We start from the raw sequence: 21,674 nt of genomic DNA, 5'->3' as shown, positions 1-21,674 counted from the left end.
ACGGAGGAGGTGCTGGGGATGACACCGGAGCGGGTACTACGGACCTACATCACGCTGGTTGTGGTGTCGACGGGTGCGTCGTCGATGATCTGGGGGATCAACACCCTGTTCCTGCTCGACGCGGGGCTGAGCATCGGGCAGGCGTTCGCCGCGAACGCGTTCTTCACCGCGGGGATGGTGCTGTTCGAGATCCCCACCGGCGTCGTGGCGGACACGGTCGGACGGCGTACGTCGTACCTGCTCGGGACGGCCACTTTGATCGCGTCCACGGTGCTCTACTTGCTGTTGTGGCAGACGCACGCGCCGTTCGCGGCCTGGGCGGTGGTGTCGGCGTTGCTCGGGCTCGGGTTCACGTTCTTCAGCGGTGCGACCGAGGCGTGGCTGGTGGACGGACTGCACGCGACCGGCTATCGCGGATCGCTCGACGAGGCCTTCGCCAAAGGGCAGGTGGCCGGCGGGATCGCGATGATGGCCGGCTCGATCGGCGGCGGCCTGCTCGCCCAGGTGACGAACCTCGGCGTCCCGTACGTCGCTCGCGCGGTGCTGCTCGTGATCACCTTCGCCGTGGCGTGGCGGGCGATGCACGACATCGGTTTCACGCCGAAGCCGCGGGTCTCGGTGCGCGCCGAGATGGGCGGGATCCTGCGGGCCTCGCTGCGGCACGGCCTGCTGAACCCGTCGGTCCGGTGGGTGATGCTCGCCGGCCCGTTCACTGCGGGAGCGAGCGTGTACGGCTTCTACGCCGCGCAGCCGTATCTCCTTCAGCTGTACGGCCACGCCGACTCCTATGCGATCGCGGGCCTGTCCGCCGGGATCGTCGCCGGCGCCCAGATCGCGGGTGGCGCCTCGGCGTCGTACATCGCCCGGATCTTCCGGGACCGGATCCTGACCCTTGTCGTGGCCATCGCCACCTCCGGTGTTGTGATCGCGCTGATCGGTCTGGTGACCTCGTTCTGGGCCGCTCTCGGGCTGCTGATGGTGTGGGGCACGATGTTCGCCGCCATGAGCCCGGTCCGGCAGGCATACCTGAACAGCCACATCCCGTCGGCGCAGCGCGCGACCGTGCTGTCGTCGGACAACCTGCTCGGCTCCGCCGGCGGCGTGGTGATCCAGCCCGCCCTCGGCCGCGCCGCGGACGTCTGGGGCTACGGCCCGGCGTACCTGCTGACGGCCGTCATCCAGTTGTTCGCGCTGCCGTTCCTCGCGCTGGAGATCCGCCGCGGGCGCAAGCACAGCGGACCCGCCGCTGACGGCAACCATGCTGCGGTCACATTCCAGGGTGCTGCCTCGTCTTAGGTGTAGCCAATTACCGACGAAGGAGTCTTCGTGAGGAAGAAAATTACCAAGTCCCTGGGAACCGCGATGGTGGCGGGCTCCCTGGCCCTGGTGGGCGCGGCGACCGTGGGAGTCGCACCGGCCAATGCCGCGGAGCAGTGCAACACGAACGCCAGGAGTCTGGACCTGCCCGGCAAGCCGGACATCACCCTGAACATCACGTTGTGCGTGAGTGGGTCAGGTTCCTACCGGCAGGCCATGGCCTACTTCAGTTGGTCCGGCCACTACGGCTACATCGGCGGGACACGCCTGAACTCGATGTGGCTGCAGATCCGCCTCGAGCGCTACGACGTCGTACAGGCCAGTGACAGCAGCTACTACACCTCATCGGTGGACGCCCAGTACTCGGGCAGCGTTTCCATCGGCGCGCAGAAGACGGGCAGCCTGGCCGCCGGCGGGTGGAGCGCCGATGCAACCGTCGGGTACGACATCACCGACGACGGACTGGGCTCGACGACCTGGCAGCTGACCGGCTCGCCTTTGATCAGCTGATCCGCTGATCGCGGTCGACCCCGGACAGCGGGCTACCAGCCGTTGTTCGGAGTCGCCGGCCGGCGCAAATCCGTCGAAGAGACCACCGATGAACAGCTAGCCTTGCCGCCGTGGCAGCTCGTTTGGTGATCATCAACGGTGGATCCAGCTCCGGGAAGACCGGGATCGTGCGGTGTCTTCAGGCGGTGCTGGACGAGCCGTGGCTGGCCTTCAGCGTGGACGACTTCGTCGATGCGATGCCGGCCGCGATGGAAGGTGCGGCGGACGGGATCGAGATCGGCCCGGACGGGGCGGTCTCGGTCGGGCCGGCGTTCCGGGAGCTGGAGGCGGCGTGGGTGACCGGGATGGTCGCGATCTGCCGGGCGGGTGGCCGGGTGATCATCGACGACGTCTTCCTGGGCGGCGCGGCCTCACAGCAGCGGTGGCGCGACGCGATCGGTGACCTGGAGACGCTCTGGGTCGGCGTACGGTGCGCGCCCGAGGTCGTGGCGGGTCGCGAGCTCGCCCGGGGCGACCGGGCCGTCGGCATGGGCGCGCAGCAGGCGCTGATCGTCCACGAGGGCGTGAAGTACGACGTCGAGGTCGACAGTGCGCACGCCGAGTCGATCGACTGCGCCCGTACCATCGCCGGCTACCTCAGGTAGTCCACCCGCCCGAGTGCGGTGCCGATGCGCCGGCGGTGATCGGCGGCGACCTCGTCGGCGTCGTCGCCGGCCAGGATTCGCCGTACCGACTCGAGGTGCACGGTGCGGTAGGCGGCGACCGTGAGGGCCGCGGTGAGCCGCGCGTCGGGGACCTCGGTGCGATCCATCGCGTCGGCGATCGCCTGCTCGAGGTGGTCGAGCAGCTCGCGGGCCCGGGACTGCAGAGCCCGTGACGACGCGACAACCTCCCAGAAGCGGGCGAACTGGCCGCGGATCGCGGCCAGCGGATGCCCCGCGTCGGCCAGGTCGACCAGCAGGGTGGAGAGCGCCGCCACCGCGGACGTGCCGGGCGCGCGGTCGGTGACCGCTGCAACCACCAGGGACTCCGCCTCTGGATAGCGATCGAACAGCATGTCCTCCTTGCGCGCGAAATGCGCGAAGACGGTCGGGCGGGCCACGTCGGCGGCCTCGGCGATCTCCGACACCGAGACGTCGTCGAAGCCACGCTCCAGGAAGAGCGTGGTGGCGACCTCGGAGATCCGCGTCCGGAGCTCGGCCTTCTTCCGCTCCCGGCGGCCGGGCGGTGCGTGCTGGTCCACAGGCGTCAGGATAGGTGGAGTCATACCCGATAAAAAGATGTACTGAGTATGAGATTGGTTGCTACGCTGCTGACCATGCTTCCTGTTGGGGTGAACTACGACACCGGCCTGCGGTACGACGGCCGCAGCACGCGCACGCGGTTCGACGCCGGAACGGTCCGGGACGAGCTGCGGGTGATCGCGAACGACCTGCACGCCCCGGCGGTGCGGGTGTCGGGCAACGACCCGGACCGGCTGGTGATCGCGGGGGAGGCGGCCCTGGAGGCCCGGCTCGACCTGTGGTTCTCGCCGGTTCCGATGGATCTGGAGCCGGACGACTTCATCGCGTTCCTGACCGACTGCGCCGCCCGGGCGGAGACACTGCGGCAGTCCGGCCGGGGCGACGTCGTACTGGTGCTCGGGTGCGAGCTGTCCGTGTTCTGCAAGGGCTTCGTGCCGGGCGAGACCTCGGGGGAGCGGCTGGCGACGATGGCCGACCCCGCCACCTGGACCGATCAGGAGAAGATGGCGCAGTTGTTCGCCGGGCTGGCGCGCTGGGGCGAGGTCCAGCAGCAGTTGGTCGCGGCGGCCCGAGGGGTGTTCGGCGGCCGGATCACCTACGCCGCGGGAATGTGGGAGGACGTGAACTGGGAGCTGTTCGACATCGTCAGTGTCGACGCCTACCGCGACGCCGCCAACGCGGCGAACTTCCGGGACGAACTGCAGGCCCGGCTGAAGTGGGGCAAGCCGGTGGCGGTCACCGAGTTCGGCTGCTGCGCCTACCGCGGTGCGGGCGATCGCGGCGGTTCGGGCTGGATGATCGTGGACCGGAGTGCCGACCCGCCGGCGATCAAAGGGACCTTCGAGCGCGACGAGGAGGAACAAGTGGACTACCTGCTGGAGCTCGTCGAGGAGTTCGACCGGATCGAGCTCGCGGCCGCGTTCTGGTTCAGCTTCGCAGGCTACGAACTGCAGCACCGTCCCGACGATCCACAGCACGACCTCGATCTGTCGTCGTACGGGCTGGTCGCGGTCGGCGACGACGGCCGGTGGACGCCGAAGCGGGTGTTCGGGAAGCTCGCCGAGCTGAACGACGGGCGGCGCTGAGATGGAGCAGGTCCGGCTCGGGGCGACCGGTCTGCGGGTGTCGCGGATCTGCCTGGGGATGATGAGCTTCGGCACCGGCGGGGCGCGGGAGTGGCATCTCGGTGAGGACGCCGCCGAGCCGATCGTCCGGCGGGCGGTCGAGGGCGGCGTGACGTTCTTCGACACCGCCGACGCCTACTCCAAGGGGACCGGGGAAGAGCTGACCGGGCGGCTGCTGGGCAAGTTCTTCGGCCGGCGCGAGGACTACGTGCTGGCCACCAAGGTGTACTACCCGACCGGCCCGGGCCCGAACGATCGCGGCCTGTCCCGCAAGCACATCCTGGACGCGATCGACGCGTCGCTGCGCCGGCTCGGCACGGAGTACGTCGACCTCTACCAGATCCACCGGTGGGACGACGAGACGCCGATCGAGGAGACGATGGACGCGCTCGCGGACGTCGTCCGCGCGGGCAAGGTCCGGTATCTCGGCGCGTCGAGCATGTTCGCCTGGCAGTTCGCGAAGGCGCAGCAGGTGGCGCCGATCCCGTTCGTCTCGATGCAGAACCACTACAACCTGGTCTACCGCGAGGAAGAGCGCGAGATGATCCCGCTCTGCACCGACCAGGGTGTCGGCGTCATCCCCTACAGCCCGCTGGCCCGCGGCCTGCTCGCGCGCACCGGAGGTACGGCGCGATCCGGCGCGGATCCGGTCGCCGACGACCTGTACGGCGAGAGCGACCTGGCTGTGGTGGAGGCCGCCCGTGCGGTCGCGGCCGAGCGCGAAGTAGCTCCCGCACAGGTCGCGCTCGCCTGGCTGATGGGCGCTCCCGGCGTGACCGCGCCGATCGTCGGAGCCACGAAGCTCCAGCACGTCGAGGACGCGGTCGCCGCGGCTGACCTCACCCTGACCTCCGACGAGCGCGCTCGCGTGGAGGCGCCGTACCGTCCACATCCAGTCACGACGTAGGACGGTGGTCGAGCCAAGCCTTCGCCCGCGCTTGACGGCCGGCGTTTGACGGCCCGCGCCTGACCGGCCCGGCTTGCCTACCGAACTGGAGGGTTGCCCCCTCGGATTCTCAGTGGGCAACCCTCCAACTGGTGGGATGCCCATCACGGTGGAGGGTTCGCCGAGTCCGGAGGGGTGTCGCTTATTGGACTAGAGGGTACAGTCGGTGGCATGCTGACGGCGAAGGGTGTGGCGACGCGGGAGCGGATCGTGGCGGCGGCCGCGGCCGAGATCCGGGAGCGCGGGGTCTCCGCGGTGACTCTGGACGACGTCGGGCGGCGGAGCCGGACCGGCAAGAGCCAGCTGTTCCATTACTTCCCGGACGGCAAGGAGCACTTGCTGCTGGCCGTGGCGGAGCGCGAGGCCGATCAGGTGCTGGAGGATCAGCAGCCGCACCTCGGGCAGTTGACCTCGTGGGACGCCTGGCACGAGTGGCGTGACGCCGTCGTCGAGAAGTACCGGCGTCAAGGGGTGAACTGCCCACTCGGCGTACTGATCACCGAGATCGGCCGGCACACCCCGGCGGCGCAGGCGGTCACCGCCAAGCTGCTCTCGCAGTGGCAGCGCCGGATCCAGGCCGGCATCGAGGACATGAAGGCCGCGGGCGAGATCCGGTCCGACGTGGATCCCGCCCGCGCCTCCGCGGCGCTAGTCGCAGCGATCCAGGGCGGCGTCGCCATCCTGATGTCGAGCGGCTCGGCCCAGCATCTCGAGTACGCCTTGGATCTGTGCCTGGACTACCTGCGCGCTAGTTCCAATTGAGCACCGGCGGGCGGTAGCCGGCCGGCTTGTCGGCGACCTTCGCATCCGGGTTGACCAGCCAGCCCTGGTACGCCGGCGTGAACATCCGGTAGACCGACTCTGGCGGTACGGCGCTGGCTTCGTCGAGTGCGGTCCGGAGCTCGTCCGGCAGCTCGAAGTCGAGGGCCTTCATGCTGGCCCGCAGCTGCTCCGGGCTGCTCGCACCGACGATCGCGGAAGCGATCCCGGGCTGCGTCGCGACCCAGTTGATGGCGACCTGGGCCATCGTCACGCCGAGCTTGTCCGCCACCGACTCCAGCGTCTTCAACAGGTCCCAGTGCCGATCGGACCACGCCCGCACCGGCGCGCCATCGCCGGTGAGACGCCCGTCGCCGGCCACGCCTTGTGCGTCGTCCCGCCGGTACTTGCCGGTCAGGAACCCGCTGCCGAGCGGACTCCACGCCGTGATCCCGAGCCCGAGCTGCTGCCCGACCGGGACATGCTCGGTCTCGATCGTCCGCTCGACCAACGAGTACGGCAGTTGCAGGTTGACCATCGGCGTCATCGCGTGCGCGTCCGCGAGGGTCTGCGCGCGAGCGGCGTACCAGGCCGGGACGTCGGACAGCCCGGCGTACCGGATCTTGCCGGCCCGGGTGAGGTCGTCGAGCGTGCGCAGGACCTCCTCGACCGGGGTGATCCGGTCCCAGGTGTGCAGCAGGAAGAGGTCGAGGTAGTCGGTGCCGAGGCGGCGCAGGGACGCCTCGACCGCACGGATCAGATGCTTGCGGCCGTTGCCGCCCGCGTTCGGGTCGCCGGGGTCGACACTGTTGGTCGCCTTGGTGGTGAGCACCATCCGCTCGCGGATCCCGGACTCCGCGATCAGCTTGCCGAGGATCCGCTCGCTCTCGCCCGCGGTGTAGAAGTCGGCCGTGTCGAGAAAGTTGCCGCCGGCATCGACGTACGCGCGGAAGATCGCCCGTGCCTCGTCCTCGGTCTTCCCGTACGGCGCGTGGAAGCCGGCCGTGCCGAAGTTCATCGTGCCCAGGGCCAGCCGGCTGACGCGGAGTCCCGACCGGCCGAGCAGGTAATAGTCATCAAGTGCCATGCCCACAGAGTGGCTCGGCGAAAATGGACCGGCAAGTACAAACTTGTCCGGACGAAGAGATCGCCCACGACAGCTGAGGCTACGTCTGATTGGGTTGGTCCGTGCGATTGTCTGAGCAGCAGCGGATGGTGCTCGAGCGGCTGGCGGAGGTCGCCGTACCGAGGGACGATTTCCCGTCGGCGGCGGAGGCCGGGGCGGTGGAGTTCATCGAGCGGGTGCTGACGCTCGATCGGCCGGACTGGCGTGCGCGAGTGGAGCGGGCGCTGGAGGTGGCCGGGCCGGAGCCCGATCTCGAGGCGGTACTCGCGGACGACGACGGTGCTTGGCTCGTGCGGCTGGTGCAGCAGGGGTACTACGCGGATCCGGCGGCGTGGGCGATGGTCGGCTGGCAGACAGGCGACTTTCCGGCAGTTGAGACCGAGCTGACGATCACACTGCGGTCGGCGCTGGCGGATCGGTACGACTGTGTCGTGATCGGCTCGGGTGCGGGCGGGGGAGCGGCGGCGCAGGTGCTGGCCGAGTCCGGACGGTCCGTGCTGGTGGTGGAGACCGGGCGCTACCCGACCACGGCATCGCTGGCGCACGACCATCTGCGGAACCCACGCTCGGTGGCCGGGCTGCCGGCCGTGACCGACCCCGATCCGCACGGTCGACCACGGATCGCCGTGGTCGACGGCGTACCGAGTCAGGTGCTGCCGCCGGATGGTGGTTGGGGCAACAACGCCTTCACGGTCGGCGGTGGAACCCGGGTGTACGGCGCGCAGGCGTGGCGGTTCGTTCCGCGCGACTTCGCGATGGCCACGACGTACGGCGTACCCGAGGGGAGCGCGCTGGTGGACTGGCCGATCACGTACGACGACCTGGAGCCGTACTACTCGTTGGCCGAGCAACGGTTCGGCGTGAGCGGCGGTGGAACGGATCCGTGGCACGAGCCACGGTCGATCCCGCTGCCGATGCCGCCCCTGCCGCGGACCGGTCCGGCTGACCGCCTCGCCGCGGCCGCTGACCGGTTGGGTTGGGGGATTCTCGACGTACCGCTGCTGATCAACTCGGTCGACTACCAAGGGCGGGCCGGCTGCGTCCGATGCGGGCAGTGCGTCGGCTTCGCTTGCCCGGTTGAGGCGAAGGCTGGCACTCACAACACCGCGCTGCCGGCCGCACTGGCGACTGGTCGCTGCACGCTGGTCACCGAGACGACAGCCGAGCGTCTGGTCACCGACCAGTCCGGCCGGGTCACCGGAGTCGCACTGGTCGCCGATGACGGGTACGGCGGGATCTGGCGACGGACTGTGCAGTGCGCGGAGGTTGTGGTCGCCGCGGGTGCGTCCGAGACGCCTCGGCTGTTGCTGAACAGCGCCCACGAGCACGAGCCGAACGGCCTCGGAAACAACCAGGATCAGGTCGGCAGGCACCTCCAGGCCCACGTGTACGCCGGAGCGGCCGGACTGTTCGACGACGAGGTCATGGACCTGGTCGGGCCCGGGGCGTCGATCGCGACCTGCGACTTCCGGCATGGCAACGACGGGATCATCGGTGGCGGGATGCTGGCCAACGAGTTCGTGCCGACGCCGGCCGCGACGTACGACTATCTGGCCGGTGCCGGGCTGATCCCGCGCGCCGGGGCGGCGGGGAAGGCGGCGATGCGGCGCGAGTTGCGGCGGATGCTGCGCGTGGTCGGGCCGATCCAGGAGGTGTCGTCGGCGGAGTCGCGGGTCCGGGTCGATCCCCGGGTCCTCGATCGCTTCGGGAACCCGGTGGTCGTGATCAGTGGATCGATCCATCCGGAGGATGTGCGGGCGCACGGCTTCATGAGCGCGAAGGCCCGGCAGTGGCTGGAGGAGGCCGGTGCGGTGCGGACGGCCGTTGGTCAGGTCGGCACGCTGGGACGGGCGAGCAGCGGGCAGCACCAAGCCGGGACGTGCCGGATGGGCGACGATCCGGCCCGGTCGGTCACCGATCCGTACGGGCGGGTGTGGGGACATGACAACGTCTGGATCGCCGACGCGTCGCTGCACGTGACGAACGGAGGAGTGAACCCGGTCCTGACGGTCCTGGCCGGCTCACTCCGGATCGCCCACCATCTCACCGAAATCCCGTTACGTCCGAAGAAGTGAGGGTCCTGACCCTCGGATCTTCGGACGCAACGACGGGAGACGCAACGACGGGAGACGCCGCGACGGGAGACGCCGCGACGGGAGACGCGGCGACGGGAGACGGCTGGGGGGTCAGCCGAGGATGCGGGAGATGCCGACGCCACTGCGGGCGTCGCGGCCGTACTTGGCGACCTCGGCGGGCAGGTCCAGCCGCGCGACGCCGGCCTTCTGCCGGTCCTCGTCGGTGAGCAGGTCCGCCGGGATGATCCAGACGATCTCGAATTCGAGTCCGTTCGGGTCCTTGCCGTACAGCGACTTCGTCGTACCGTGGTCCGACGCGCCGACCAGGGCGCCGTGCTCGCTCAGCGTCGTGGCCAGATCCTCGAGGTCGCCGAGGGTGTCCACCTCCCAGGCGAGGTGGTAGAGGCCGACCGTCGACCGGCCGGCACCGGACGGACCGGCCTCCGATCCGATCTGGAACAGCCCGAGATCGTGGTCGTTGGTCGACCCCGGCGCCCGGAGGAAGGCCGCGCCCTGCATCGCGTCACCGCCCTCGGTGTAGCCGAAGCCGAGCACGTCCCGGTAGAACGCGACGCTCTCGGCCACGTCCCGGACGTACAGCACCGCGTGATTCAACCGGAAGATCGCCATGAGGCGATGGTAGTTGAGAACTCAACCGGATACTAGCGTCGGCGTGACGGCTTGCGCCGGCCGCCGGCGGGAGCCTGCTTGCCGGTCTTCTGCCCGCTCTTCTGCGCACTCTTCTGGGCCGACTTCTTCGCCGCGGCCTTGGCCGGCTTCTCGGCCGGAGCCGGGCCGCGGGTGCTGTTGACCGTCCGGCCGCGGACGATGCCGATGAACTGCTCCACCAGCTCCGAGGTGTCGTCGTCGCGCCAGGACAACGCGACCTGTGACTCCGGTGCGTCTGTGAGCGGCCGGTAGGTGAGGTCCTTGCGGTGGTGCAGCCGGGCCAGCGACTGCGGTACGACGAGCAACCCGGTGCCCATGGCAACCAACGCGACCGCGTCCGCGGTGCCGGCCGGACGTTCGCCGATAATCCGCCCCGGTGGGCGGTCCCAGCCGAGGACGTCGTCCAGCGGGTGCAGCATGAGTTCGTCGGCGAGATCCGCGCTGGTCACCTCGTCGGCCGCCGTGACCACGTGGTCCTTCGGGACCACGACCACCGTCTGCTCGACGTACAAGGGAATGGCGTGCAGTCCGTTGCGGTCGATCGGCAGCCGGAGCAGGACGGCGTCGGCCTCGCTGCCGCGGACCAGCGCGGGCGCGTCGGCGGCGGCGACCTGGATCAGTTCCAGCGGGACCCGGGGCAACCGCTCCGTCCAGATCCGCACCCACTTGGTGGGTGTCACGCCGGGCACGTAGCCCAGCCGGAAGGAGGATTGTCCGGTCACGGCAGTCAGGTTACCGGGCGTGATCAGGGCACGGACTACGCTGCTGCCATGACAGCGCGTAAGACACCCCAGACGATGAAGCCCGCGACGGCGGCGAAGAAGCTGGACGTGTACCTCCCGGCCACCCCTGCCGAGTTCCAGGAGGGCGTCGTGTCGCGCGACGAGCTGAATGCGCTGCAGGCTGACCCGCCCGAATGGCTGCGCGAACTCCGGCGGACCGGACCGCACCCGCGCTCGGTGATGGCGGCCAGGCTCGGAGTCTCGATCAGCGGCCTGGCTCGCGCCGGGATCACCGAGGCGCTGACCACGGACGACATCGAGGCCATCCGGGCCGAGAACCCTGACTGGCTGGAGCACGAACGTGCAACGCAGGCCGAGGTCCGCCGGCAAGAAGCCGAGCTGAAGAAGAAGACGCGCTCCTGACCAACCTCCGTTAGCAGGCGGCGACGAGGCAGTGTCTCGTCGTACGCGGGTCAGCTGAGGCGGACGCGGAGGCGGCGGAAACCCCGGCCCTTGCTCTCCATCTTGACCACGTCCATCCGGCCGATCAGCGCGGTCGAGGCGACATGCGTCCCGCCGTCGGCCTGGGTGTCCAGACCGTCGATGTCGACGATGCGCACGACCTCGATGTCGGGTGGCAAGAGGTTCGTGGCGGTGCGGATGATGTCCGGGATCGCGAACGCCTCGTCCCGGGGCAGGTTGCTCACCGTGATCCGGCGATCGGTCCGGATCTCCGCGTTCACCGCCTCGGCGACGAGGTCCTTGAAGTCCGGCGGCACCTCGGACAGGTCGAAGTCCATCCGGGCGGTGAGCGGCTCCATGTTCCCGCCCGTGACCAGCGCGCCGTAGTCGCGGAACACCACGCCCGTCAGCACGTGCAGACCGGAATGCGTCCGCATCAACGCCGTACGACGCTCGTCGTCCAGCGCCCCGCGGACGGCGGTCCCGACCGGCGGCACCGGGTCACCCTCCTGCGGCACCAGGTAGAGATCGTCCCCCTTGACCGTCCCCACGATCCGGGTCCGCACCCCGCCCCACAACAGCACACCCTCATCCGGCGGCTGCCCGCCGCCACCCGGATAGAAGGCAGACCGGTCGAGCACGATCCCACGCTCCGGATCGACCCCGACCACCGTCGCATCCCACTCCCGCACCGAAGCATCCTCGAGGTCCAGCCGATGCGTATGCCCATGCAGCTCCATGACCGCACTCTGCCACAGCCGGATCCGCGTGAAGGGTTGACGTGACCTCCCGTCGGCGCGGTAGTTTCGGTCATGGCCGTAAAGCGAACCCGGGAGGTCCGATGAAGGTCAGACGGTTGGTGGGCGTGCTCGGGGTGCTGGCGGTGGCCGCGGTGAGTGCGTGTGGCGGTTCGGGGGAGTCGTCGGGCAAGGCGGTTGTGACGGTGTGGATGTATCCGGTGATCGCCGACGAGCAGGCGGCGACGGCGTACTGGGGGCAGGTCGAGAAGGACTTCGAGGCGGCCAACGCGACCATCGACCTGCGGATCGAGCAGCAGCCGTGGGCGAACCGGGACCAGAAACTCGCGACCGCGTTCTCCGGTGGCAAGGGGCCGGACGTGCTGCTGCTCGGTCCCGATCAGATCCCGCAGTTCGTCACGAGTGATTCGCTCAAGCCGATCGACAAGGTGCTGGAGGCGGACAAGGCGAAGTTCCTGCCGGGTGCGCTGGACGCGCTGACCGTCGACGGCAAGCTCTACGCTGCGCCGATCTACCACACCGTCACGACGACGATCTACAACAAGAAGCTGCTCGCCAAGGCCGGGATCACGAAGCCGCCGGAGACCTGGGATGAGATCAAGGCGGCCGCGCCGAAGCTCAAGCAGGCGGGCGTCGCGACGCTGGACTACTCCGCCTCGCCGGAGACTTCGCTCAACCTCAGCTTCTACCCGCTGCTCTGGCAAGCCGGCGGCTCGGTGTTCGCCTCGGATGACAAGAAGGTGGCATTCAACGAAGCGCCGGGCGTCGAGGCGCTCACGTTCCTCAAGACCTTGTACGACGCGGGCGCGATCCCGAAGAGTGCCTTGAGCAACACCAATGTGGTCGCCGACCAGGCGCTCGGCAAGCAGCAGGTGGCGATGGGCTTCACCAACACCCTGATCGACGCCAAGACGGTGACCGCGAGCTGGGGTGCCGCGAACGTGATCGTCGGCGTACCGCTGGAGAACAAGAAGCGCGTCGGCTTCGGCCTGCCCGGTGGGCTCGCCGTGAACGCCGGGTCGAAGGACATCGAGGCGGCGGAGAAGTTCCTCACCTTCATGACGCAGCCGAAGCAGGTCATCAGCCTCGGGACCGCGGCGAACTTCCTGTCCCCGCGAACCGACGCGCCGGTGCCGGCCAACGACGAGCAGGCGAAGAAGTTCGAGGAGGCCCTGCAGTACGCGTACTCCGGCGAGGTCAACCCGGCGGCCCGTCAGGTGATGGCGTTGCTCGCGGTCGAGATCCAGGCAGTCCTGACCGGTAAGAAGACGCCGCAGCAGGCCCTGGACGCCGCAGCCAAGCAGTCCGACGATCTGCTGTCCAGACAGCGCTGACCGCATGAGAGTGATCGACGTCAACCGCATCGTCGGTCCGGTGCCGACGGGTGACGTGCCGAGCACCGACGCTGCGGGACTGCTGGCCGAGCTCGACCGGCTGGCGATCGATGCCGCGTGCGTCGTGCATTCCCGTGACCTGTACTACGACCCGACGACAGCGGCTGAGCTACCGGACGATCCACGCTTGGTCCGCGTGCCAGTCGTCGTACCTGGGCCGCTGGGCACGGCCGTGCCGGAGACGGCGAAGCTGGTGCGGATGTGTCCGGCCGAGCACCGGTTCAGGCTGACCGGCCCGCACGGGATCGAGGCGGCGCGCGGGCTGGCGGAGCGTGGCATCACGGTGCTGGTCACGTTGGAGGATCCGGGGGAGATCCATCGGCTCGCGAGTGAGGTGCCGGCGTTGCGGATCGTGCTGATCAACACCGGCTACCGTGCGCTCCGCGAGCTCGCGGATCTGCTGGAGGTCCATCCTGAGCTGAACGTGGACACCGCGACGCTGTGCGGGCACTTGTCGGTCGAGTGGGTGGTACGGCGGTACGGCGCGCACCGGGTGCTGTTCGGCACCGGGGCACCGCTGACCGACGACGCCGGGCCGCGGTTCCAGCTCGACCATCTCGAGCTGCCCGTGGACGACGTCGCGTTGATTGCCAGCGGCAACGTTCTGGAGCTGCTCCGATGATCATCGACGCACATGGGCATCTCGGGTCGTGGTTCGCGTTCGCGATCCCCGACAGCTCGACCGCGAGCCTGGTCCGGGTGATGGACCGCTGCGGCGTGGCGACGATGTGCGTCTCGCATCTCCTCGCGATCGGCCCCGACTCTCGGGCCGGGAACGCCTTGCTGCTCGAGGAGATGGCGCAGCACCCCGGCCGCTTCCTCGGGTACGCCGTCTTCGACCCGCACGACTCGGAGGCGGTGGAGCGAACGGCCGACCTGCTGGCGACATCGGGAGTCGTCGGCCTCAAGCTGCACCCAGACACGCACGAGCATCCGGTGGACGGGCCGGGATACGAGCCTGCGTTCAAGCTCGCGGCTGAGCATGGCTGCATCGTCCTCGCGCACGGGATGTTCGGGTCGCCGTGGTGTGGTCCCGAGCGGTTCGCGGTCGTCGCAACGCGGCACCCGTCGGTCGAGGTGCTGATGGGACACGCCGGGCTCCTCCCGGCCGGCTTCCCCGCAGCGGCCGAGGTGGCGTCGCAGTACCCGAACGTGACGCTGGAGGTCTGCGGCTCCAGGATGACCGCACGCCACCTCGCCTGGTTGGTCGGCAAGGTCGGCGCGGACCGGATGGTCTTCGGCTCCGACGCGCTGTTCCTCGATCTCCGCGTCGGCCTCGGCCGGGTACAGCTCGCGCCGATCTCTCAGCCCGATCGCGACCAGCTGCTCTTCGGCACGATGACTCGGCTCCTGGAGGGACGTCCGTGACACTCGCAATCGATGGCGGTACGCCGGTTCGCACGGACGGCTGGCCGTCGTGGCCGCCGCCCGCGACCGCCGAGCAGCGGGAACTCCTGCTCGAGGTGCTGGACAGTGGCGCGTGGGGTGCGACGTCCGGCACGAAGGTCGGCGAGTTCACCAAGGCGTTCGCCGCGTCGATCGGAGCGCCGTACGGCGTCTCGGTCGTGAACGGCACGGTCGCGCTCTTCCTCGCGCTCCGGGCGCTCGGGGTCGGACGGGACGACGAGGTGATCGTGCCCGCGTACACGTTCGTCGCCAGCGCGACCGCGGTTGTGCTGGCCGGTGCGCGCCCGGTGATCGCCGACGTCACGCCGGAGACACTGCATCTCGATCCGGCCGCAGTGGAGCGACTGATCAGGCCGCGCACGAAGGCGATCATGCCGGTGCATCTCGCCGGCGCCCCGGCGGATGTCGATGCGTTGAAGGGGTACGGCGCACCGATCGTAGAGGACGCGGCGCAGGCGCATGGGGCGACGTGGCATGGCCGGCCGGTCGGGACGCTGGGTGATGCGGCATGCTTCAGTTTCCAGTCCAGCAAGGCGATGACGGCCGGCGAGGGTGGGCTGGTCGTGACGGCCGACGAGGCCGTGTACCGCAAGCTGTGGGCGTTGCACAACGTCGGCCGGAGCATCGAGGGCGGGTGGTACGAGCATCCGGATGTCGGGTGGAACCTGCGGATGACCGAGTTCCAGGCCGCGGTCCTCTTCCCGCAGCTCGCTGTGCTCGACGAGCAGGTCAGGGCCAGGGAGCGCGCGGTCGACTACCTGCGCCAGGAACTCGAAATCCTTCCGGCACCTGCGGGTACGACCAGAAGCAGTCATCACCTCGCGTTGGTGCGCTACGACCCGCGAGCCTTCGGTGGCCGCAGCAAAGCCGACTTCATCGCCGCGATGGCGGCCGAGGGCATCCCCCTCGACACCGGCTACCGCTCGCTGTCTCGCGAGGGCGCTCTCTCGGCGTACACCGACCTGCAGCCGTGCCCAGTGGCCGAGGCGGCGGCGGACTCGGTGGTCTGGATCCGGCAGAGCATGCTGATGGCCGGCGAGGAAGCGCTGGCCGATATCGGCACCGCGGCCCGAAAGGTTAGGCAAGCGTTCTCCGGCAGCTGAGAATGGCCCGCATGCCTTCCCGTCCGAACGTCGTCGTCTTCCTCACCGATCAGCAGCGCTGGGACACCACCGGCCTGCACGGCAATCCACTGGACCTCACCCCGAACCTGGACCGCATCGGCCGGGCCGGGACATACTTCGCCAACTCGTTCACTTGCCAACCGCTGTGCACACCGGCCCGCGCGACGCTGCAGACCGGCCTCTATCCGACGACGGCCGGGCCATGGCGCAACGGGATCCCGCTGCCGGAGGACTCGACGACGATCGCGCACCACTTCGGTGCCGCCGGCTACGAAACGGCGTACATCGGCAAGTGGCATCTGGGTGACCCGGCGTCGCGTGGACCGGTCGACCCGCGCTACCGCGGCGGCTACGACTACTGGCTCGCGGCCAACGCCCTCGAGCACACGTCGGACGCCTACGACACGATCGTGTACGACGGAACCGGGGCGCGGGTGAAGCTGCCCGGGTACCGGGTGGACGCGGTGACGGACGCGGCCATCCGGTACGTCGCCGTACCGCGGGAGCAACCGTTCTTCCTGTTCGTGTCGTTGCTCGAACCGCATCACCAGAACCGGCGGGACGACTATCCCGCGCCCGAGGGGTACGCCGAGCGCTACCGTGGGGCGTGGACACCGCCGGACCTCGCGACCCTCGGTGGGACGGCGCACCGGCAGTTGCCCGGGTACTACGGGATGATCAAGCGGATCGACGAAGCGTACGGACGGTTGCTGGAGGCAATGACAAGTCTCGGGCTGCGCGACGACACGATCGTGCTGTTCACCTCCGATCACGGGAATCATTTCAAGACGCGCAACGACGAGTACAAGCGGTCGGTCCACGACGCGTCGATCCGGGTGCCGACGGTGGCGACCGGCGGGGTCTTCACCGGCGGCGGTCAGGTGAACCACCTGATCAGCCACATCGATCTCGTGCCGACGCTGCTCGACGCGGCCGGCCTAGCGGTGCCGGACGAGCTGCAGGGCAGGTCCGTGGTGCCGCTGCTGCACGATCGCACCGCCGACTGGCCCGACGACATCTTCGTGCAGGTCAGTGAGTCGGAGACGGCTCGCGCCGTACGCACCCAGCGGTGGAAGTACGGCGTGACCGCGGCGGACGACGGTCCCGGCGCCGACCGGTACGACGAGGCGTATCTCTACGACCTGATGGCGGATCCGGACGAGCTCGACAACCTGATCGGCTACCAGTCGCACGTGCACGTCGCCGAGCGGCTGCGCGAGCGGCTCGCGCGGCGGATGACCGAGGCGGGAGAGAGCGTCCCGGCCATCACGCCCAGCCCTGAGCGTCCGTCGGGACAACGGCTCATCCACCCGGAGGAGGCTTTCAGCTGACGAGTGCCGTGAAGGCGTCGAGAGCGCGGCGGATGTTGTCGACCGAGTTCGCGTAGGAGAAGCGCAGGTGGTTCTCGCCGTACCCGCCGAACGACGTACCGGGGAGGCAGGCCACGCCGGCTTCGTCGAGCAGGCGGTCGGCCAGGGTCGCCGCGGACACGCCGAGCTCGCTGATGTTGGGGAAGGCGTAGAACGCGCCGCCGGGCTCGACGCAGGAAACGCCTGGTACGGCGTTCAGGCCGGAGACGATGACCTCGCGGCGTTCGCGGAAGGCCGCGAGCATCCGGTCGACGTCGTCCCACGGGCCTTCCAACGCGGCAATGGCGGCGTACTGGCTGAAGGCCGACGTACAGGACACCGAGTTGATCAGCAGGCGGGTCACCGGCTCGACCAGGGGTTGCGGGAAGACGCCGAAGCCGAGCCGCCAGCCGGTCATCGCGAACGTCTTCGACCAGCCGTCGAGGAGGATGGTCCGCTCGGCCATCCCGTCGAGGTCGAGGACGCTGTGGTGATCGCCGTCGTAGCGCAGCGCCCAGTAGACCTCGTCGCTGAGGACGACGAGGTCGTGCTCGATCGCGATCTCGGCGATCGCCCGCAGCTGCTCGGGGGTCGACGCGCTGCCGCACGGGTTGTGCGGGGAGTTGAGGATCAGCAGCTTGGTCCGGTCGGTGACGAGCGACCGCAGTTCGTCGGGGTCGATGACGAACCCGTTCTCCTCGCGCAGCGGCACCGGCACCGGCTTCGCGCCGGCGAACGCGGCGATCGACGCGTACATCGGGAAGCCGGGGTCGGGGTAGAGGACCTCGTCGCCCTCCTCGCACAACGCCATGATCGTGAAGAACATGATGGGCTTGGCACCCGGCGTGATCAGCACCCGATCCGGGCTGGTCGTCATCCGGCCGGTGCGCTCGAGGAACTCCGTGACGGCGGTCCGCAACTCCGGGATCCCGGGCGCCGGCACGTAGTGCGTGAAGCCTTTGTCCAGGGCCTGCTGCGCGGCGGCGATCACGTGCTCCGGGGTGTCGAAGTCCGGCTCCCCGATCTCGAGATGCACGACCTCCCGCCCACTCGCCTCCAGCGCCTTCGCCTTGGCCAGCACCTCGAACGCAGACTCGGTCCCGAGACGTTCCATCCGCCCAGCAAGCTTCACAGGTTCCACCCTAGTCTGAACGCATGACACGAGTAGCGGTGACCGGGAGCAGCGGCAAGCTCGGCCGGGCGGTGGTGGACCACCTCACGGACCACGGCTGGGACGTGGTCGCCCTCGACCAGGCCGCGCCGGCGCGGGCCGATGTGGTGTCGACGCGGCTCGACCTGACCGATTTCGGTCAGACCTACGAGGCGATCGCCGGGATCGACGACCGGCACGACGGGGTCGACGCGGTGGTGCACCTGGCCGCGATCCCGGCGCCCGGGCTGCGGCCGAACGCGGCGACGTTCCAGAACAACATGACCGCCACCTACAACGTGTTCTCCGCGGCGCTGCGGGCCGGCGTCCGGAACATCGTGTGGGCGTCCAGCGAGACCGTGCTCGGACTGCCGTTCGACGAGTTCCCGCCGTACGTGCCGGTGGACGAGGACTACCCGCCGCGGCCGAACAGCACGTACTCGCTGGTGAAGACGCTCGAGGAGGAGCTGGCCCGGCAGCTGTGCCGGTGGCATCCGGACCTCAAGCTGATCGGCCTGCGGTTCTCGAACGTGATGTATCCCGAGGACTACGTCCGCTTCCCGTCCTTCAACGCCGACGCGCACGCCCGCAAGTGGAACCTCTGGGGCTACATCGACGCCCGCGACGGCGCCCAGGCGGTCCGCAAGGCGCTCGAGTACGGCGTGACCGGGACGGACGTGTTCATCGTGGCGAACGCGGACACGGTGATGTCCCGGCCCAACGAGCAACTGCTCGCCGAGGTGTTCCCCGGCGTACCGGTGAAGCGGCCGTTCGCCCCGAACGAGACGCTCCTCTCCATCGACAAGGCACGCCGGCTCCTCGGCTACGAACCGCAACACTCTTGGCGGGAGTGACCCCGGATCCGCAGACGCACCGCATGTGCAGATCGACAGGACGTATACGTCCACTAAGGAGCCGGCGGCGGGTCGGGTGAGCCTATTTCCGCCGGCCCGACGCGGACACGTCCTGTCGAGTTGTCCCAGCCCCCGTGCACACCCGCCGCCCGAGTCCCAGCCGAGCCTGATCCCGCGGGCGCCGCCGCCCGAGTCCGACCAGAGCCTGATCCCGTGGACGCCGCCGCCCGAGTCCCAGCCGAGCCGCTGCCCCGGACGCCGCCGCAATCCCCGCCCTGAGTGACCCGCCGTACCTGCCCTGCACGCCATTGACGGGATATCCGGCGCTTTGGTCGGTTCCGTGGGTGTTGCGCGCCGTCGACCGGATCGCCAGGCCATCACAACGAGGCCAGGACGAAGGCCTGCCACGGGCGGTCGCGGCGTCTCGGTGATTGTGATGGCCTGGAAGTCCGCCACACTCCGCCCCGCCCGGTGGCGGTGGCGGGTGTGGCGATGCTGCGCCGCTGACCGGACCTGCACCACTCACAGCAACGCGATGCCACAGATGCGCCGCACGGCCACGACCACTCGACAGCTGACCGACCGGGTTAGTGAGTGCCCCACGTCCGCACAGGCCGAGACCCACGGGGCGACCTTGTCCCAGTAGTCGCGGTCGCGGATGTCGGCGGTCGGGACCGAGCACCAGGACTCCGGCCAGCCGCCCGGGCCAGGGCGGGGAGGATCTTCCACCCGATCCGGGATGTGATCCGATCCGGGACGAGATCCTCCCCACCCCGGCGACAACCAACAGAACACGGCCAACGTCCCGGGATGCGAAGGAGGCGAACGAACCACCCCACGGATACGTCAGACGAGCCGGATATCCCATGATCTTGTCCCTTCTCCCGTGAAGATTCGGCGGGAGAACGGGCAATTCGGCGGGAGAACCCATCAAATGGCCCCGGTGGGCGGGGAGCAGCGGGTGAGGGTGGCGGCGGGTGCGGCTACGGCGGAGATGGCGGCGGGTGCGGCCGCGGCTGGGAGTGACCGGGGGTGGCTGCGGCTACGGCGGAGATGGCGGCGGGTGCGGCCGCGGCTGGGAGTGACCGGGGGTGGCTGCGGCTGGGGTGCGCGGAGTGGCTGCGGTTGAGGGTGCGCGGGGTGGCCGCGGTTGGGGTTGCGCGGGGGGTGGCTACGGGTGGGGTTGCGCGGGGGGTGGCTACGGCTGGGGGTGCGCGGGGTGGCTACGGTTGGGGTTGCGCGGGGGCGGGACCGTAGGGGAAGAGCTTCTCCGGGTCGTAGGTCGCGCGGATCTCGGCGAGCCGGGTGAACGTCTCGGCCGGCCAGGACGCCTGGTAGGAACCAGGTACGGCGAAGGCGCCGGCGAAGTTGACCGTGGTCTCGGCGGAGATCCAGGGACCTAGCTTGGCCAGGACGCCGTCGGCCGTTGCCGGCAGCACCTGCTCGAACAGGCCCGGATCGGGTACGCCGATCATCGTCAGTGTGCCGGCCCCACCACGACCGCCGACCGCACTGCCTTCCGGTACGTCGCGCTGTGTCGCTCCACCGAGATGCCGGAGCTCGACCGCGACCAGGGGCAGTTGCTGGTCCGGACCGGCAGCGTCGAGGAACGCCTCGACGAAGCCCGAGCCGAACTCGGTCAGCATCACACCGCGATCCCACGACGCGGTCGGGTCCTTCGGGTCGTTGTGGATGACTGCGATATCACTGGCCGGCATCTCGCCGACGGCGTCGATCAGCGTCGTACCGGCGTCCCGGATCGGCTGGAACAGTCGCTTGCCCTCGGCAACATCACCGACGAAGGCGAAGCGGACACTGAGAACGGTCTTGCCACGCAGCGGTTCGGGGATGAAGTCGAGCGGGGGCAGCCGGAGGACCACCACCGACGAATTCGCTGCCTCGGGCAACGTCTTGGTCCAGTCGGCCCACGCGGTCAGTACTGGAGCGATGTGCTCGGCGTCGAAGAACACCGATCCGCCGTACAGCGTGGTCAGCTCGACCAGACCGAAGTCCATCGACGTGACGATGCCGAAGCCGCCCTTGCCGCCGCGCAGGGCCCAGAACAGATCGGGATGCTCGGTCGCCGTTGCCGTCACGACCTCGCCCGCCGCGGTGACCACGCGGAAGCCGCGAGCCCAGTCGGACGAGAAGCCGTAGGTCCGCGCCAGCGGGCCGAGGCCACCGCCGAGCGTGTAGCCGATGCAGCCGACCACGTCGGACGCGCCGGTGATCGGGGCGAGCCCGTGCTCGGCAGCGGCCGTGACGACATCGGCCCAGACACAGCCCGCGTTGATCCGCGCCACCTTCTCGTCCGGGTCGACAGTCACGCCGGCCAGCCGGGACGTGGTGACCAGGATGCCGTCGGTGACGGGAATCGGTACCCCGTGCCCGGTCGCCAGCACGCGGATCGGCGTACCGGTCTCGGCTGCGGCCCGAACCACTGCCACGGCGTCGGCCTCACTGGTGATGCCGACCGCTACGTCCGGACTGTGCACCACCGCTGTGTTGAATCCGGCCAGTTCCTCGGTGAAGCCTTCATCCCCCGGCTCCAGAACCGGTCCGGTTACCTCGGCCCGAAGCCGCTCGGCCAATCCACCCACGATGTCCTCCCCAAAGTCGCCCACCGGCGTCAGTTTTCCTGCCGCGAGGGTCATCAGGGGGACCCGACTCGACGGTAATGCCTC

Annotated in this window: 22 protein-coding genes; 14 read left to right on the top strand and 8 right to left on the bottom strand. The window is 69.4% G+C overall.

Annotated features, from left to right (window positions below):
• The first annotated feature begins 18 nt into the window (after positions 1 to 18).
• The 3 genes from OG558_RS37625 (at position 19) to cpt (ending at position 2,471) form a co-directional block, all read left to right on the top strand.
• Positions 19 to 1,296 carry an MFS transporter gene (locus OG558_RS37625; protein WP_405067272.1) on the top strand — a complete coding sequence of 426 codons (1,278 nt, stop codon included), beginning with the start codon at positions 19 to 21 and terminating at the stop codon, positions 1,294 to 1,296.
• Positions 1,297 to 1,326: 30 nt separating this feature from the next.
• On the top strand, positions 1,327 to 1,827 hold the full coding sequence (locus tag OG558_RS37620; RefSeq protein ID WP_329476347.1) for a hypothetical protein: 501 nt from the start codon (positions 1,327 to 1,329) through the stop codon (positions 1,825 to 1,827).
• A 110-nt stretch (positions 1,828 to 1,937) separates the two neighbouring features.
• Entirely contained in the window at positions 1,938 to 2,471 is a 534-nt protein-coding gene (cpt, locus tag OG558_RS37615; protein ID WP_329476348.1) for a chloramphenicol phosphotransferase CPT, read from the top strand.
• On the opposite strand, the gene OG558_RS37610 is transcribed toward cpt, so the two are convergent.
• Positions 2,459 to 3,070, bottom strand: a complete 612-nt coding sequence (locus tag OG558_RS37610; RefSeq protein WP_405067271.1) for a TetR/AcrR family transcriptional regulator — start codon at positions 3,068 to 3,070, stop codon at positions 2,459 to 2,461. The two genes, cpt and OG558_RS37610, sit on opposite strands and share 13 nt — an antisense overlap.
• A gap of 75 nt (positions 3,071 to 3,145) precedes the next feature.
• Between OG558_RS37610 and OG558_RS37605 the strand changes: the two genes are divergently transcribed.
• From OG558_RS37605 to OG558_RS37595, 3 genes are all read left to right on the top strand, one after another.
• Positions 3,146 to 4,156: a hypothetical protein gene (locus OG558_RS37605; RefSeq protein WP_405067270.1), complete on the top strand. Its 1,011-nt coding sequence runs from the start codon at positions 3,146 to 3,148 to the stop codon at positions 4,154 to 4,156.
• A gap of 1 nt (position 4,157) precedes the next feature.
• On the top strand, positions 4,158 to 5,102 hold the full coding sequence (locus OG558_RS37600) for an aldo/keto reductase (RefSeq protein WP_405067269.1): 945 nt from the start codon (positions 4,158 to 4,160) through the stop codon (positions 5,100 to 5,102).
• A 210-nt stretch (positions 5,103 to 5,312) separates the two neighbouring features.
• Positions 5,313 to 5,903 carry a TetR/AcrR family transcriptional regulator gene (locus OG558_RS37595; protein WP_405067268.1) on the top strand — a complete coding sequence of 197 codons (591 nt, stop codon included), beginning with the start codon at positions 5,313 to 5,315 and terminating at the stop codon, positions 5,901 to 5,903.
• Here OG558_RS37595 and OG558_RS37590 read toward each other — a convergent pair.
• Entirely contained in the window at positions 5,890 to 6,987 is a 1,098-nt protein-coding gene (locus tag OG558_RS37590; protein WP_405067267.1) for an aldo/keto reductase, read from the bottom strand. The genes OG558_RS37595 and OG558_RS37590 overlap by 14 nt on opposite strands.
• A 101-nt stretch (positions 6,988 to 7,088) precedes the next feature.
• On the opposite strand from OG558_RS37590, the gene OG558_RS37585 reads away from it, so the two are divergent.
• The gene (locus OG558_RS37585) at positions 7,089 to 9,101 is read left to right on the top strand and encodes a GMC oxidoreductase (RefSeq protein ID WP_405067266.1); all 2,013 of its coding nucleotides are present in this window, start codon (positions 7,089 to 7,091) and stop codon (positions 9,099 to 9,101) included.
• A gap of 111 nt (positions 9,102 to 9,212) precedes the next feature.
• Here OG558_RS37585 and OG558_RS37580 read toward each other — a convergent pair whose 3' ends face one another.
• Positions 9,213 to 9,731, bottom strand: coding sequence for a VOC family protein (locus OG558_RS37580; protein WP_329476355.1), 519 nt, complete (start codon positions 9,729 to 9,731; stop codon positions 9,213 to 9,215).
• Positions 9,732 to 9,763: 32 nt separating this feature from the next.
• Positions 9,764 to 10,492 carry a LysR substrate-binding domain-containing protein gene (locus tag OG558_RS37575; protein ID WP_405067265.1) on the bottom strand — a complete coding sequence of 243 codons (729 nt, stop codon included), beginning with the start codon at positions 10,490 to 10,492 and terminating at the stop codon, positions 9,764 to 9,766.
• Between the two features lie 48 nt (positions 10,493 to 10,540).
• Between OG558_RS37575 and OG558_RS37570 the strand changes: the two genes are divergently transcribed.
• Positions 10,541 to 10,915: a DUF5997 family protein gene (locus OG558_RS37570; protein WP_405067263.1), complete on the top strand. Its 375-nt coding sequence runs from the start codon at positions 10,541 to 10,543 to the stop codon at positions 10,913 to 10,915.
• Between the two features lie 50 nt (positions 10,916 to 10,965).
• Here the strand turns inward: OG558_RS37570 and OG558_RS37565 are convergent, their stop codons facing one another.
• A complete protein-coding gene (locus OG558_RS37565) occupies positions 10,966 to 11,694 on the bottom strand; it encodes an alanyl-tRNA editing protein (protein WP_405067262.1) in 729 nt (242 codons plus the stop codon).
• A gap of 101 nt (positions 11,695 to 11,795) precedes the next feature.
• Between OG558_RS37565 and OG558_RS37560 the strand changes: the two genes are divergently transcribed.
• The 5 genes from OG558_RS37560 to OG558_RS37540 are packed head-to-tail and all read left to right on the top strand — an operon-like array spanning position 11,796 to position 16,968.
• Positions 11,796 to 13,046, top strand: a complete 1,251-nt coding sequence (locus tag OG558_RS37560) for an ABC transporter substrate-binding protein (protein ID WP_405067261.1) — start codon at positions 11,796 to 11,798, stop codon at positions 13,044 to 13,046.
• A 4-nt stretch (positions 13,047 to 13,050) separates the two neighbouring features.
• A complete protein-coding gene (locus OG558_RS37555) occupies positions 13,051 to 13,728 on the top strand; it encodes an amidohydrolase family protein (RefSeq protein WP_405067260.1) in 678 nt (225 codons plus the stop codon).
• Positions 13,725 to 14,474, top strand: coding sequence for an amidohydrolase family protein (locus OG558_RS37550; protein WP_329476361.1), 750 nt, complete (start codon positions 13,725 to 13,727; stop codon positions 14,472 to 14,474). Before OG558_RS37555 ends, OG558_RS37550 begins: the two co-directional genes overlap by 4 nt.
• Positions 14,471 to 15,616 carry a DegT/DnrJ/EryC1/StrS family aminotransferase gene (locus tag OG558_RS37545; RefSeq protein ID WP_405067259.1) on the top strand — a complete coding sequence of 382 codons (1,146 nt, stop codon included), beginning with the start codon at positions 14,471 to 14,473 and terminating at the stop codon, positions 15,614 to 15,616. The genes OG558_RS37550 and OG558_RS37545 overlap by 4 nt, the downstream gene beginning before the upstream one ends.
• A gap of 11 nt (positions 15,617 to 15,627) precedes the next feature.
• The gene (locus OG558_RS37540) at positions 15,628 to 16,968 is read left to right on the top strand and encodes a sulfatase-like hydrolase/transferase (RefSeq protein WP_405067258.1); all 1,341 of its coding nucleotides are present in this window, start codon (positions 15,628 to 15,630) and stop codon (positions 16,966 to 16,968) included.
• Here OG558_RS37540 and OG558_RS37535 read toward each other — a convergent pair.
• On the bottom strand, positions 16,961 to 18,118 hold the full coding sequence (locus OG558_RS37535) for a pyridoxal phosphate-dependent aminotransferase (protein ID WP_405067257.1): 1,158 nt from the start codon (positions 18,116 to 18,118) through the stop codon (positions 16,961 to 16,963). The two genes, OG558_RS37540 and OG558_RS37535, sit on opposite strands and share 8 nt — an antisense overlap.
• Before the next feature lie 23 nt (positions 18,119 to 18,141).
• Between OG558_RS37535 and OG558_RS37530 the strand changes: the two genes are divergently transcribed.
• A complete protein-coding gene (locus OG558_RS37530) occupies positions 18,142 to 18,990 on the top strand; it encodes an NAD-dependent epimerase/dehydratase family protein (protein ID WP_405067256.1) in 849 nt (282 codons plus the stop codon).
• Between the two features lie 522 nt (positions 18,991 to 19,512).
• Here OG558_RS37530 and OG558_RS37525 read toward each other — a convergent pair.
• Both OG558_RS37525 and OG558_RS37520 read right to left on the bottom strand, forming a co-directional pair.
• A complete protein-coding gene (locus OG558_RS37525) occupies positions 19,513 to 19,719 on the bottom strand; it encodes a hypothetical protein (protein WP_405067255.1) in 207 nt (68 codons plus the stop codon).
• 494 nt (positions 19,720 to 20,213) lie between these two features.
• Positions 20,214 to 21,614 (bottom strand): FAD-binding oxidoreductase, encoded by a 1,401-nt coding sequence (locus OG558_RS37520; protein WP_405067254.1) that lies wholly within the window; start codon positions 21,612 to 21,614, stop codon positions 20,214 to 20,216.
• Positions 21,615 to 21,674 lie beyond the last annotated feature (60 nt).

It is taken from the genome of Kribbella sp. NBC_01510 (assembly GCF_045040325.1).
Taxonomy (GTDB): Bacteria; Actinomycetota; Actinomycetes; order Propionibacteriales; family Kribbellaceae; genus Kribbella.
The sequence above is the reverse complement of the archived record's forward strand: the minus strand, read 5'-3'. Positions and strand labels throughout refer to the sequence as shown.